We start from the raw sequence: 13,923 nt of genomic DNA, 5'->3' as shown, positions 1-13,923 counted from the left end.
GCGCCGTTTCTGGGGGTGTCGTGAGTGTTTGGGCCGGTTGGAACCGGTCCAAACACTCACGACCCGTTGCCGGTGAGGGGTTTGAAGCCGCGCAGGCGGAGGCTGTTGGTCACCACGAACACCGAGCTGACCGCCATCGCGGCGCCCGCGATCATCGGGTTCAGCAGGCCCGCCGCGGCCAGCGGCAGGGCGGCCACGTTGTAGGCGAACGCCCAGAACAGGTTGCCCTTGATCGTGCGCAGGGTCCGGCGGGACAGGCGGATCGCGTCGGCGGCCACCCGGAGGTCGCCGCGGACCAGGGTCACGTCGCTCGCCTCGATCGCCACATCGGTGCCGGTGCCCATGGCCAGCCCGAGATCCGCCCGGGCGAGCGCGGCCGCGTCGTTGATCCCGTCGCCGACCATGGCCACCACCCGGCCCTCGCCCTGCAGGCGTTTGACCACGTCGACCTTGTCCTTCGGCAGCACCTCGGCGACGACCTCCGAGATGCCCACCTCGGCCGCGACCGACCGGGCGACCGCCTCGCCGTCCCCGGTCAGCAGCACCGGTTCCAGGCCGAGTTCGGTCAGTTGCCGGACCGCCTGGGCGCTGGTCGGCTTGACCACGTCGGCGACCACGAGTACCCCGCGCACCTCGCCGTCCCAGCTCACCGCGACCGCGGTCCGGCCCGCCGCGGCGGCGTCGGCCACCGCGGGTTCCAGGGCGGCGGGGATTTCCTGCGACCAGTCGGCCAGCAACTTCGGCCGCCCCACCAGCACCGCGCGCCCGTCGACGACACCGCGCACGCCGAGCCCTTCGATGTTGGCGAACTCCTCGACCGCGGGGAGTTCGCCGACCTTTTCCCGCGCCCCGGCGGCGATCGCCCGTGCGATCGGGTGTTCCGAGGCGTCCTCGAGCGCACCCGCGAGCCGCAGCAGTTCGTCCGCGTCGACGCCGTCCGCCACCGCACTGTCCACAAGGGACATCCGCCCGGTGGTCACCGTCCCGGTCTTGTCCAGCACCACGGTGTCGACCCGGCGGGTGGACTCCAGCACCTCCGGTCCCTTGATCAGGATGCCGAGCTGGGCGCCGCGACCGGTGCCGACCAGCAACGCCGTCGGCGTCGCCAGGCCGAGCGCGCACGGGCAGGCGATGATCAGCACCGCCACCGCGGCCGTGAACGCCGCCGCGACCGCGCCACCGGTCCCCAGCCAGAAGCCGAGGGTGGCCAGCGCCAGGCACAGCACGATCGGCACGAACACCCCGGAGATCCGGTCGGCGAGCCGCTGGACCTCCGCCTTGCCGGTCTGCGCCTCCTCGACGAGCCGGGCCATCTGCGCGAGCTGGGTGTCCGCGCCGACCCGGGTGGCCCGCACGACGAGCCGCCCGCCGACGTTCAGCGTCGCGCCGACCACGGCGTCGCCCGCGGCCACCTCGACCGGCACCGATTCGCCGGTGAGCATGCTCGCGTCGACCGCCGAGGAACCCTCCTCGACCACGCCGTCGGTCGCGATCTTCTCGCCGGGCCGCACCACGAACGCGGCACCGGGGGCGAGCTGCCCGATCGGGATCCGGGTCTCGCGGCCGTCGCGCAGCACCGCCACGTCCTTGGCGCCGAGTTCGAGCAGCCCGCGCAGGGCCGCGCCCGCGCGGCGCTTCGACCGCGCCTCGAAGAACCGCCCGGCCAGGATGAACGTGGTGACCCCGGCGGCCACCTCGAGGTAGATGTTGCCGTCCCCGGCCATCCGCTCGACGGTCAGCCGGAACGGGTGGACCATCCCCGGCGTGCCCGCGGTGCCGAAGAACAACGCGTAAAGCGACCACGCGAACGCGGCCAGCGTGCCCATCGACACCAGCGTGTCCATGGTGGCCGAGCCGTGCCGCAGGTTGGCCCACGCGGCCCGGTGGAACGGCAGCGCGCCCCACACCACCACCGGCGCGGCCAGCGTCAGCGAAGCCCATTGCCAGTAGTCGAACTGCAGCACGGGGATCATCGCCAGCGCGATCACCGGCACGGACAGCGCCGCGGACACCAGCAACCGGGTGCGCGGCCCGCGCAGTTCGTCGGCGGGCCCGGCGGCTTCCTCGGCCTCCGGTTCCGGCTCGGGCAGGGCCGCGGTGTACCCGGCCTGTTCCACGGCCGCGACCAGGTCCTCCGGGGAGACGGTGTCCGGGAAGCGGACCTTCGCCTTCTCGGTCGCGTAGTTCACGGTCGCCTCGACGCCGTCGAGCTTGTTGAGGCGCTTCTCGACCCGGTTGGCGCAGGAAGCGCAGGTCATCCCGCCGATCACCAGCTCGACCTGACCGGTCCCGGCCGGTTTCTCGGTGATCGAAGTCATCGGCTCTCCTCGTGCTCTCTCAATGACTGTGGCCGTGGCCGTCCGCGGGCGCCGCCGGCGGTGGCGGCGCGGCTGTCCGGACGGGCGGGACCGCGTGCACGGTGAACTCGGCGGTCCGGACCACCCCGTTGTGCTGGAAATCCAGGTACAGCCGGTAATCCCCGGCGGAGGGAACCTCGGCGTAGAACACGATCCGCGGCCCCGGCGCGGTCTTCCCGTCCCCGGGCGCCCCCTCGGGATGGACGTGCAAGTAGGCGAGATCGCCCTGCCGCAAAGCCACCAGATGACCGTAGGCCCCCAGATACGGCTGCAGATCGGTGACCGGGACGCCGTTCCGGCTCACGGTCAGCATGAGCTTGCTCGTCTTCCCCGCGGTGAGGCCGCCGTTGAGCGTGACCGCGTACCCGTCGACGTTCGCGGTGGCCGATGCTTCCGGCAGCGGTTTCGGCCGGTAGTCCCCGGCCACCGAAACGTCGGCGCCCAGGGTGATGGCCTGACCCGTGGTCTCGGGCAGGAAGTCCGCGAAGGCCCGGTACTCCCCCGCCTCGGCGAAGCTCAGCGGCACCCGCCAGGTGCCGTCCGGGCCGAGTTCCGGGTGCACGTGCCGGAAACCGGACAGATCGCGCCGGGCGACGATCAGGTGCATCAGCTTGTCGTGCGTCGGCCGGTAGGCGGTGACCGGTTTGCCGTCCGGGCCCAGGATCTGGAACGCGAAGTCCCCCGGCGCCCCGGCCGCGAGATCCGCGGTGAGCACCTTGAACGTCAGGCCCTGATCGGCGACCAGCAGGCCACCCGGTTGCGCGGGCGGCGCCTCGGCCGCGTGGCCGTCGCCCGAGTGCTCGCTCGCCGGAGCGGCGGAGGTGGCGGTGTCCACGGGGCCGACCACCCGGCCGACCCCGTAGGCACTCGCGAACACCCCGGCCGCCACCAATGCGAAGGCGCCCAGTTTGGCGGCCGTGTGCACGGTCAGCCCACCACCTGGTAGCCGGCCTCTTCGACCGCGGCGCGGACGGCACCCGGGTCCACCGGGCCCGCGCTGGTCACCGTCACCTGCCCCGCGGGCAGGTCGACCCCGACTTCGGTGACGCCGTCCACCCGGGCGACCTCCTCCTTGACCGCGCCGACGCAGTGCGCACAGGTCATGCCCTGTACCTCGAAGGTGCTGGTCGTCATCTGCGCCTCCTTAGCTCCCGGTGATCTTCCCTTCATACAATACCCCCGCAGGGTATCTGTCAAGGTGATCGGGGCCCCGGACCGAGCGGGCGCGGGGTGCCGGAGCGGGCACCGTACGATCGTGTGCAAATCTTGCGCGGCTCTTGTATCGGCTGGTGGGAGCCGTTACGCCGGGCACAGGACGGGGTACCACCCAGGGGGCGACATGGCGGTGGAGTTCGATGTGCTCGGCGACATCGAAGTCCGCATCGACGGGACGGCCGTGGACATCGGCCCGGCGCGGCGCAGGTGCGTGCTGGCGGCGCTGCTGGCCGAGCTCAACACCGCGGTTTCCCTGGACCAGCTGGCCGACCGGGTATGGGGCGGGCGGCTCCCGCACCGCGCCCGCAATACCCTCTATGGGTATCTGTCCCGGCTCCGGCAGGTGCTGGAACCGGCGCCGGAGGTGTCGATCATCCGTACCCAGGCGGGGTATGTGCTCACCGCCGACCCGCGGACGGTCGACCTGTACCGGTTCCGCGACCTGGTGGCGCGGGCCCGCTCGGCCGACGACGACCGCGCGCTCGAACTGTACGACGAGGCGTTGCGGCTGTGGCGGGGTGACGCCTTCGCGCACCTGGACACCCCATGGCTGAACCAGGTCCGCGATCTCCTGGCCAAGGAGCGCCTGGCCGCCGAACTGGACCGCGGTGACGTGCAACTGCGTTCGGGTCGGCACGCCAGGCTGCTCGAGGGCCTGTCCGCGCACGCCGCCGCGCATCCGCTGGACGAGCGGCTCGCCGGCCAGTTCATGCTGGCGCTGTACCGGGGCGGGCGCCAGGCCGAGGCCCTCGAGTACTACCAGCGCACCCGCCAGCGGCTCGCCGAGGAACTCGGCGCCGATCCCAGCCCGCCGCTGCGGCGGCTGCACCAGCAGATCCTGACCGGCGCGGCCGACCTCGACGCCCCGCGACCGGCGGCGGCCCCGGGCCCGCACTCGCTGCCCCGGGACGTCGACGACTTCACCGGCCGCGACACCGAACTGGAGCACCTGCTCGAACCGTCTACTGTGGACGATCAGGCGGTGGCCGTCCACGCGATCGACGGGATGGCCGGGGTCGGCAAGACCGCGCTCGCGCTGCGCACCGCGCACCGGCTGCGCGACGAATACCCCGACGCTCAGTTGTTCCTCGATCTGCACGCGCACACCGCGGGCCACGAACCGACCGATCCCGCGGCCGCGCTGGACACCCTGCTGCGCATGCTGCACGTGCCCGCCGACCGGATCCCCAGCGGGCTGCAGGAACGCGCCGGGCTGTGGCGGGCCGAGCTCGCGAACCGCCGGACCCTGGTGATCCTGGACAACGCCGCCACCGCCGCCCAGGTCCGGCCGCTGCTCCCGGGCAACCCCGGCTGCCTGGTGCTCATCACCAGCCGCCACCGGCTGTCCGATCTCGAATCCGTCCGGACCGTCTCGTTGGGCCTGCTCCCGGAAGCCGAGGCGATCGCGCTGTTCGCCCGCGCCGCCGGGGACGACCGCGCGGCGGCCGAACCGGCCGCGACCGCGGAGGTGGCGCGGCTGTGCGGGCGCCTGCCGCTGGCACTGCGCATCGCCGCCGCCCGGTTGCGCGCCCGCCCGGCCTGGACCGTGGCCCACCTCGCCGACCGGCTCCGCCAGGCGCAGCGGCGGCTGCGGGAGTTCGCGGTCGGCGACCGGAGCGTCGCCGCCGCGTTCGACCTGTCCTACCGGCACCTCGATCCCGCCCGGCAGCGGCTGTTCCGGCTGCTGGGCCTGTATCCGGGCACCGATTTCGACGCCTACCTCGCCGCGGCGGCCACCGGTCTCCCGCTCGCCGAGGCCGAGCGCGCCCTCGAGGACCTGGTCGACGTCCACCTGCTCGAGCAGCCCGGAGTCGGGCGCTACCAGCCGCACGACCTGTTGCGCGCCTACGCCACCGAACTCGCCGAGAGCACCGACACCGCCGAGGACCGGCACGCCGCGCTGACCCGCGTGTTCGACCACTACCGGTACACGGCCTCGGCGGCCATGGACGTCATCGCCCCCTACGAACGGGACCGGCGCCCGCGGATCCCCGCCCCGGACACGCCGGTGCCCGCGTTCACCGGTTACGACCAGGCCCTGGCGTGGCTGGAGACCGAGCGCGCCAACCTGCTCGCCGCAGCCCACGCCGCGCGGCGGGACTGGCCCGTCCACACCGGACACCTGTCCACCACGTTGTGGCGTTACCTCGATCTGCGCGGCCACTACGACGACGCCCTCACCCTGCACACCTACGCTCTCAACGCGGCCCGGGACGCCGGCGACCGCACGCTGGAAGGGCATGCGCTGCACAACCTCGGGATCGTCTACCGGCAACTCGACCGGTACCGGGAGGCGCTGCCGCACGTCGAGGGGGCCCAGGCCGTGGCCGCCGAGACCGGCGACCACGCGCTCGAGGGCTACGCGCTGATCAACCTCGCCATCGTCTGCCGCCAGTTGGGGCGGCACCAGGACGCGCTCCGGCACGGGGAGAAGGCGCTCGCCGTGGCGCGGGAGATCGGCAACCGCGCGGTGGCCGGGTACGCGCTCAACAACCTCGGCCTCGGCTGGCAGCACGTCGGCGAATACGACAAGGCCTGCGCGCACTACCAGGAGGCGTCCGCGCTCGCCCGGGACACCGGCGACCGCACCCTCGAGGGCTTCACCCTGAACAACCTGGCCAACATCTGCATCCGCCAGGACCGCCACACCGACGCCCGGACCCACCTCGAACGCACCCTCGGCATCGCGCGCGAGATCCGCAACCGCACGCTCGAAGGCTATGTGCTGGACAGCCTCGGGATCGTGCACTGCCAGATCGGCCGCTACGACGAGGCGCTGGCACATCTGGAAACCGCGGCCGCGATCGCGCGCGACACCGGCGACCGCACCCTGGAGTGCTACGCGATCACCAACCTCGCCAACACCTACGTCCGGCTCGACCGCCCCGGCGACGCGCAGCCCCGGCTGCGCCAAGCGCTGGACATCGCCCGGGACACCGGCGACCGCCTCCTGGAATCGGAGGTGCTCAACAGCCTGGGCGAGGCCGCGGCGCAGGACCCGCGCGAGGCGATCGCGTGGCACGACCAGGCCCGCTCGCTCGCGCAGGACACGCGCAACCGCAGCGAACAAGCCCGCGCCCTAGACGGTCTCGGCCGCGCCCGCCAGGCACTCGGCCAGCCCGAGCAGGCGCGCGACCACTGGCGGCACGCCCTCGCGCTGTACACCGAACTCGGTGTCCCCCGGGTCGAGGAGATCCGCCGAAGACTCGAGGCCCTTCCCGCTAGCTAGGCTTATTAAGCATTTGCCTAATCATCCTAGGTTCGGTTAGCTTCGCGTCCATGCGACCAGTCACCGGGGCGAAGACCTGGCTCACCACCCCCATCGAACCCCTGCTGCGCGGCGCCCTCGACCTGGAGCGCACCGCGCACGGCGTGCTGCCGCACCGGCTCCCCGCCTGGGCCCGGAAGCAGTTCCGCGATGAGTACCTGACCGCGGTCGAGGCCCAGCCCTCCGGCGTGCGGCTGGCTTTCCGCACCCGGGCCACCGCCGTCGAACTGGACGTGCTGCCCACCAGGACCGCCTACCGGGGCCTGCCGGCCCCGCCGGACGGCGTGTACGAACTGCTCGTCGACGGCCACCCGGCGGGTACGGCCAGCGTGCCCGGCGGCACCGTCCACACCATCGACCTGGCCACCCAGTCCGCGGTCACCCAGCCCGGCCAACCCGGCACCGCCCGGTTCCCCGAGTTGCCCGCGGCGGTGAAGGACGTCGAGATCTGGCTGCCGCACACGGAAATCGCCGAGCTGATCGCCCTGCGCACCGACGCCCCGGTCGAGGCCTTGCCGGACCGCGGCCGCCGGGTGTGGCTGCACCACGGCAGTTCGATCAGCCACGGCTCCAACGCCGACCGCCCGACCGCGACCTGGCCGGCCGTGGCTTCCGCCCGGAGCGGCGTGGAACTGGTCAACCTGGGCCTGCGCGGCAACGCGCTGCTCGATCCGTTCACCGCGCGCACCATCCGGGACACCGCCGCGGACCTGATCAGCCTCAAGCTCGGCATCAATCTGGTCAACGCCGATCTGATGCGCCTGCGCGGGTTCTCCCCGGCCGTCCACGGTTTCCTCGACACCATCCGCGAGGGGCACCCCAGCACACCGCTGCTGGTCGTCTCCCCGCTCCTGTGCCCCATCCACGAGGACACCCCCGGCCCGGGCGCCATGGATTTCGACGGCGGGACCGTGCGGTTCCGGGCCACCGGCGATCCGGCGGACCGCGCGAACGGGCGGCTGACGCTCAACGTCATCCGCGACGAACTCGCCCGCATCACCGCGCAGCGGGCGGCCGACGACCCGAACCTGCACTACCTCGACGGCCGATTGCTCTACGGGGAACCGGACTTCGCCGAACTGCCACTGCCCGACGCGCTCCACCCGGACACCGCCGCGCACCGCCGCATCGGGGAACGCTTCGCGGAACTCGCCTTCGGCGACGGCGGCCCGTTCGCCGGCGGCACCTGAGTGGAGCGCGAGTCCCCCGTTCCGGACCGGCGAGTCCCCCGTTCCGGAACACCGAGTTCCCCATTTCGGCAGGCCGAGCGTACTTCGACTAAGCGGTCGCGGCCGTCCGGAGGCGGCGGCGCTCGAGGGCGTAGCCGAGCGCGTTGAGACCGAGGATCGCACTCGCGATCTTGAGCTGCGGCCCCTTCTTGTCGGTCGGCGGATCGAGCAGGGCCGTACCGGGAAACCGGATCGCCGCGAGCTGGGCGATCCAGTAGATCGAGGCGAACCCGGTCGCCGCGCGCAGGCGGGTCTCCGAATAGCCGCGCCCCCACAGGGAACGCAACCCGCACGCGCCGAGCGCGACGCCCATGCTCATCGACTGCGCGTTGTGGAACTTCGCGTGCGGTGGCCAGTTCGGGTTGTGCACGTGGGTCTCGTTCCAGTCCACCAGGAACGAGCCGACCGCCGAGTTGAGCGACGTGAGGCTCAACAGGATCCGCCCCGCTCCCACTTGTCTCGAGTTCGCCTTTGCCTTTGCCTTTGCCTTCGCCATGGACGTTTCTCCTCCCAGATGAGATAATCCGGAAACGGATTCCGATTCCGGATCGAGCATACGCAGAGGAGCGCAGCCGTTGTCAAGGACACCGCCGGGACGCAAACCCCGGGCCGACGCCGAACGCAACCGCGCCCGCGTGCTGGAGGCCGCGCGCGCGTTGTTCACCGAACGCGGCGACGCGGTGCAACTGCCCGAGGTCGCCCGCGCGGCCGGGGTCGGGGTCGGCACGGTCTACCGGCACTTCCCCACCCGCAGCGATCTGGTCGAAGCCGCCGCCGAGCACCGGTTCGCGGAGATCCTGGAGTTCGCGCGCGCCGAGTGCCTCACCGATCCCGATCCCGCCCGCGCGCTGCCCCGGTATCTGCGGCATGTGGGCGAGGTGCTCGACCACGACCGGGGCCTGTCCGCGTCGATCGAGGCCGCCCGCGGTTCGACCGGCAGCGAACCGCGCGGCGAGACGCGGGAACGGCTCGAGGGCGTCGTCGGGGAGATCGTCGACCGGGCGCGGGCGGCCGGTGCGCTCCGGCCGGACTGCACGGTCGCGGACGTCTACCTGCTCACCGGCTGCCTGTCCGCGGCCATCCGCACCGGCAGCGGGGACTGGCGGCGGTTGCTCGACCTCGCACTGGACGGCCTGCGTCCTCGCTGAACGCACGCCGGACCGGCCGAATAAATCGGCCGTTACATTTCCGGGGACGTTTTTCGCAGAACGCCGATCACCCGTCACAGCGCCGACACAATTCCCGGATAACTTCCCTTCGCCATGACAACCGAAACGCTGGCGAAGCCCGCCGTCGCACCGGAAATACCGCGGCAAACCGCGATCCGGCGGCGGCCCGTTCCCCGCCGGTTCCTGCCCGCCTTCGCCGTGCTCGCCGGAATGGTCGCGATCGGCTGGCAGGCGTCCCGGTACGGAAACTGGATCGTGGACGACGCCGCCATCACGTTCGCCTACGCGCGTAGTTTCGCCGAGGGGCTCGGCCCGGTCGTCGCGGCGGGTGAACCACCGGTCGAAGGTTTCTCCAATCCCACCTGGACCGCCTTGCTCGCCGCGGGACGGCTGCTCGGCCTGTTCGACCGCGGAGCCTTGTTCGGAATTCCGGACTACGTGCTGTTCCCCAAGGCGCTGGCGCTGCTGTGCTGCGGCGGGCTGCTGACCGCCTGCCACCTCGCGGCGGCCCGCGTCACCCGGCGCCCGTGGCTGGTGACGCTGGTGACCGGGCTGGTACTCGCGTCGATTCCGTCCTTCGTCATCTGGTGCTTCTCCGGTCTGGAGAATGCCCTTTTCGCCCTGGCCGTGGTGACGCTGGCCGTGTTGCTTTTCCGCGCCGCGCTGGACAACCGGCTGCTCACCGGCCGCGTGGCCCTGCTCGCCGGTGCGCTGGCCGCGTTCGCCGCGCTGACCCGGCCCGACGGCGCGATCTACGCGGCCGCGTACCCGGTCGTGCTGCTGATCCACCTGCGCCGGGCGACGCTGCCGCCGAGCGTCCGGCACGCGCTGCTGTCCGGGATCGCGTTCGCGGTGCCGTTCGGCGGCTACCTCGCCTGGCGGTACCTGGAATTCGGGCGCCTGCTGTCGAATCCGTCGGTGGCCAAGGCGCAGGCCATGCCGAAGGTCGAGGACCTGGCCCGCACCGGTCAGCTGGTGCAGTACGCGGGCGCGCTCGCGGTGCTGGTGCTCGTGGTGATCGTCGGCATGGCACTGTCGAGGTCTTCGTGGTGGCGCGGCCTGGTCGCCCTGCTCGTCCCGCTCGGGCTCGGCCTGGTCGCGTATTCGGTGATGATGCCCGACTGGATGGCGCAGTTCCGGTTCGCCACCCCGGTCTGGGCGCTGGCCACGCTGATCGGCACCCTCGCGACGGCCGAGGTGCTGCGGCACACCCGGTTGCGGGCCCGGATCCTGGTGCCCGCCGCGCTGATCGCCGCGGTGGTCCCGTCCGGCGTGGTGTTCGACGCGGCCGCCGACGGGTTCCGCCGCGAACCGACCCTGCCGATGTGCTGGGTCGCCGACCGGTACGGGAGCGTGTTCAACACCTACGCCGACCTCCTCGGTGCGGGGCGGGTTTCCTTGCTGACGCCCGATCTCGGCGGCACCGCGCTGACCAGCCGCCTGGACATCGTCGACATGGCCGGGCTCGCCGAACCGAAGATCGCCGACTTCATCAAGCACGACGATCTCGCCGGGCTGCGCGACTACGTCTTCGACGACGTCAAACCCGTGTTCATCAACTCCCGCGGCCCGTGGGGCCCGGGCAACCGGATCTCCTCGGACCCGCGGATCGACCGCGACTACTACCCGGTTCACGGCTACTCGGAACAGGGTTTCCCGGCCGGGGACTGGGTGCGCAAGGACGCGGTGGCCACTCCGGAGCAGCTGCGGGCGTTGCGCGACTACGCGAACATCGCCGTGCCGGAGATCGACCGGAAACTGGCCGAATTCCCGCTGCGGTCCTGCGGGGCGACCCTGCGCCCGGGCCAGACCGCGATCAGCCGGGTGTCGTGAGTGTTCAGACCGGTTGGAACCGGCCCCACCACTCACGACCTCACGGCATCCGGACCGTGCGGAGGAACGGGAAGATCAGCCAGGGGCGGGGCCCGTGGACGAACAGTTTGCCGGTGAGCACCGCGCGCGCCCGGGTGATGCGGTGGAAGAGCATCAGGTTCAGGGCGGCCGGGTCGAAGCGCAGGCGGACGTCGACCTCGCCGCCCGGTTCCTCCACCCAGACCTTGTCCCGCTGGAGCACGATGACCACCGGCCGGGTGTGCGGCGAGCGGAATTCGACCGCGATGCGCCGGGGCAGGGCGCGCGGATCGGGGACCAGGAGGTTGCCGACCTGGTGGCTCAGCAGGCCGACGGTGAACTCGTCGAAGAACAGGGCGGCTTCGGCGGAAGGGATGGTCCAGGGCACCTTGCGGCCGCGGGCGATGTCGCGGCCGTGGATCTGCAGTTCGTTCAGCAGGTGGGCGAGCATGCCGCACCGCGGCACCCGGGAATCGCCGAGCCAGCGCAGCGGTTCGTCCGGATCGAGATCGGCGGTGACGCGCAGGACCTCGGCCACGTCCGCGCGCAGGCGTTCGGTCAGCGCCGCCAGGTCCCGCTCGGTGAAATGGTTCATCGTCACGACGTTGAACCCGGCGACGGTGTCCACGCTGGTGCCGAGGAACGATTCCATCACCTCCGGTTCCGGGAGTGGACCGTCGCCGGGGCGCACCAGGATCGTGTACATCCCGGCGATCGCCGTCACGTGGGCGGCGGTGTCGGCGACGGTCCAGTCCCGGGTCGCCCTGATCCGGGGATCGGGCGTGGCGGAGACCAGTTCGGCGAACCGTTCGGTGGTTTCCGCGAGGGCGGTACGGGTCGCCTGCCAGCGCTGGTTCACGGTCTCCCCCTTCGCAAGCCCGGTCGAACGAGCCTAGCGCGGGGTTCTCCGCGTTTTCTTGTTCCGCGTTGCGCCGTTCACCCGGCCAGCCGGTGCACGCGCAGGCCGTCCTGCCCCGGCGCGAGTTCGGGGCGCAGCACGAGATCGTCGTCGTAGTCGCCCCGGTTCTGGTAGCGGAACGGGATCGGCTCGGCCTCCGGCAGCGCGCGCAGGCGTTCCCGCAGTTCCTTGGCCGCGCATTCGTATTCGTCGGCGCTGAGCCGGTCCGTGGCGTACACCGCCATCGGCGGCAGCACGGACATCCCGGCGTACCACAACGTCCCGTGCAGCAAGGGGAACAGCAGTTCGTTCAGCTCGCCGTTCACGCCGCGCGGGCCGAGCGTGGGTTCGGGGGCGCCCGCCGTCAGCAGGACCATCGCCCGCTTGCCCGCGAGTTTCCCGTCCCCGTACCGCAAGGTCCGGCGAGGCTCGTTCGGATCGGTTACGCCGTAAGCGAATCCCTTGACGAAAACGCGGTCGAACCAGCCCTTGAGCATCGCGGGCATACCGGCCCACCACAGCGGGAACTGGAACACCACCGCGTCCGCCCAGGCCAGTTTCTCCAGTTCGCCGCGGATGTCCTCGCTCAGCGCGCCCGATTCGTACGCGCGGCCGGACCGCGCGCCGACGATCAGCCGCTCGGCGGGATCGTGCCCGAAGTCACCGGCGTCCACCACCGGGTTCCAGCCCATCGCGTACAGATCGGACTGCCGGTGCTCATGGCCGAACTCCCGCAACGCGTGCAATCCCTCGTCGCGCAGCGACGCGTTCAGCGAGCGTTGTTCGGGATGCGCGAAAACCCACAGCACGCGCATGCGTGCCCACCTCCTCGGTCTCGGTCTTCCGGGGTACCTGGACGATCATGCGAGCCCGCGGCCACCCGGACGAGTGGCCCGATGGACAACATGTGAAAGAATCGGGCCATGACCGTGTTCCGCCATCCCGGACGGCACCGCATCGCCGTCCTCGTCCGCCCCGGTCTGCTGGCCATCGAGGTCGGGATCGTGCACCGGTTGTTCCGGCAGACCTTCTCGGCCACCGGCGAACCGCTGTACGAGGTGGTGACCTGCACGCTCGACCCCGGCGAGATCCGCACGGACGCCGATTTCAGCCTGCGCGTCGAGCACGGGCCGGACGCCCTGGACGAGGCCGACACCGTGGTGCTCCCCTCCTCCGACGAGGACTACGAGCCGTGGAGCGAGCCCCGGCTCCCGGCCCCGCTCGCCGACGCCCTCGCCCGCATCCGGCCCGGCACCCGGATCGCCTCCATCTGCAGCGGCGCCTTCGTCCTGGCCGCCGCGGGGCTGCTCGAGGGCCGCCGCGCGACCACGCACTGGCGTTCGGCCGACCACTTCCGCGAACTGTTCCCCAACGTCGAACTCGATCCGGACGTCCTCTACACCGACAGCGGTGACGTGCTGACCTCGGCCGGGGTCGCCTCCGGGATCGATCTGTGCCTGCACATGATCCGGTGCGACCACGGTTCGGCGGTCGCCAACGAGGTCGCCCGGGGAACCGTGGTGGCCCCGCACCGCGACGGCGGCCAGGCGCAGTTCATCCAGCGGCCGGTGCCCGAACCGCGATCGTCCTCGACCGGCGCGGCGCGCGCGTGGGCGCTCGGCCACCTCGACCAGCCGATCACCCTGCGGCAGCTGGCGGCCCGGGAGGCGATGAGCGTGCGCACCTTCACCCGGCGGTTCCGGGAAGAGGTCGGCGTTTCCCCGCTGCAGTGGCTGACCCGGCAACGCGTCGAACGCGCCCGCCAGTTGCTGGAGGAGACGGACCTGCCGGTCGACCGGGTCGCGGCGGATTCGGGCTTCGGCACCGCGGCCTCGCTGCGGCAGCACCTGCAGGCCGCGCTCGGGGTGTCGCCGAGCGCCTACCGGGGCACCTTCCGCCTGCGGGAGATCGTCCCTTCGACCTGACCGAGCAGGCG

The 13,923-nt window shown here is 71.9% G+C and carries 11 protein-coding genes; 5 read left to right on the top strand and 6 right to left on the bottom strand.

What is annotated here, in order from left to right; all coding sequences use genetic code 11:
* Window positions 1-56: 56 nt before the first annotated feature.
* From FXO23_RS02840 to FXO23_RS02830, 3 genes are read right to left on the bottom strand one after another with little or no spacing between them, the layout of a single operon-like run.
* A complete protein-coding gene (locus FXO23_RS02840) occupies window positions 57-2,318 on the bottom strand; it encodes a heavy metal translocating P-type ATPase (RefSeq protein ID WP_158880424.1) in 2,262 nt (753 codons plus the stop codon).
* Window positions 2,319-2,337: 19 nt separating this feature from the next.
* A complete protein-coding gene (locus tag FXO23_RS02835) occupies window positions 2,338-3,282 on the bottom strand; it encodes a hypothetical protein (protein ID WP_158880422.1) in 945 nt (314 codons plus the stop codon).
* A 2-nt stretch (window positions 3,283-3,284) separates the two neighbouring features.
* Window positions 3,285-3,491: a heavy-metal-associated domain-containing protein gene (locus tag FXO23_RS02830; RefSeq protein WP_158880420.1), complete on the bottom strand. Its 207-nt coding sequence runs from the start codon at window positions 3,489-3,491 to the stop codon at window positions 3,285-3,287.
* Between the two features lie 205 nt (window positions 3,492-3,696).
* Between FXO23_RS02830 and FXO23_RS02825 the strand changes: the two genes are divergently transcribed.
* Both FXO23_RS02825 and FXO23_RS02820 read left to right on the top strand, forming a co-directional pair.
* On the top strand, window positions 3,697-6,801 hold the full coding sequence (locus FXO23_RS02825) for an AfsR/SARP family transcriptional regulator (RefSeq protein WP_158880418.1): 3,105 nt from the start codon (window positions 3,697-3,699) through the stop codon (window positions 6,799-6,801).
* A gap of 50 nt (window positions 6,802-6,851) precedes the next feature.
* The gene (locus tag FXO23_RS02820) at window positions 6,852-8,030 is read left to right on the top strand and encodes an SGNH/GDSL hydrolase family protein (protein ID WP_158880416.1); all 1,179 of its coding nucleotides are present in this window, start codon (window positions 6,852-6,854) and stop codon (window positions 8,028-8,030) included.
* 88 nt (window positions 8,031-8,118) lie between these two features.
* Here FXO23_RS02820 and FXO23_RS02815 read toward each other — a convergent pair whose 3' ends face one another.
* On the bottom strand, window positions 8,119-8,502 hold the full coding sequence (locus tag FXO23_RS02815; RefSeq protein WP_158880414.1) for a DUF6640 family protein: 384 nt from the start codon (window positions 8,500-8,502) through the stop codon (window positions 8,119-8,121).
* Between the two features lie 142 nt (window positions 8,503-8,644).
* Between FXO23_RS02815 and FXO23_RS02810 the strand changes: the two genes are divergently transcribed.
* Together FXO23_RS02810 and FXO23_RS02805 are read left to right on the top strand one after the other, a co-directional pair.
* Entirely contained in the window at window positions 8,645-9,217 is a 573-nt protein-coding gene (locus tag FXO23_RS02810) for a TetR/AcrR family transcriptional regulator (protein ID WP_246256849.1), read from the top strand.
* 114 nt (window positions 9,218-9,331) lie between these two features.
* The gene (locus FXO23_RS02805) at window positions 9,332-11,071 is read left to right on the top strand and encodes a hypothetical protein (RefSeq protein WP_158880412.1); all 1,740 of its coding nucleotides are present in this window, start codon (window positions 9,332-9,334) and stop codon (window positions 11,069-11,071) included.
* Between the two features lie 40 nt (window positions 11,072-11,111).
* Here FXO23_RS02805 and FXO23_RS02800 read toward each other — a convergent pair whose 3' ends face one another.
* Both FXO23_RS02800 and FXO23_RS02795 read right to left on the bottom strand, forming a co-directional pair.
* On the bottom strand, window positions 11,112-11,948 hold the full coding sequence (locus FXO23_RS02800) for a maleylpyruvate isomerase N-terminal domain-containing protein (protein ID WP_158880410.1): 837 nt from the start codon (window positions 11,946-11,948) through the stop codon (window positions 11,112-11,114).
* A 77-nt stretch (window positions 11,949-12,025) separates the two neighbouring features.
* On the bottom strand, window positions 12,026-12,802 hold the full coding sequence (locus FXO23_RS02795) for an NAD(P)H-dependent oxidoreductase (protein WP_158880408.1): 777 nt from the start codon (window positions 12,800-12,802) through the stop codon (window positions 12,026-12,028).
* Window positions 12,803-12,910: 108 nt separating this feature from the next.
* Between FXO23_RS02795 and FXO23_RS02790 the strand changes: the two genes are divergently transcribed.
* Window positions 12,911-13,912 carry a GlxA family transcriptional regulator gene (locus FXO23_RS02790; RefSeq protein ID WP_158880406.1) on the top strand — a complete coding sequence of 334 codons (1,002 nt, stop codon included), beginning with the start codon at window positions 12,911-12,913 and terminating at the stop codon, window positions 13,910-13,912.
* Window positions 13,913-13,923: the final 11 nt, after the last annotated feature.

Origin of the sequence: Amycolatopsis anabasis, assembly GCF_009765355.1 — a bacterium.
Taxonomy (GTDB): Bacteria; Actinomycetota; Actinomycetes; order Mycobacteriales; family Pseudonocardiaceae; genus Amycolatopsis; species Amycolatopsis anabasis.
Note: the sequence above shows the minus strand (reverse complement) of the source record. Positions and strands in the feature narration are given on the sequence as shown.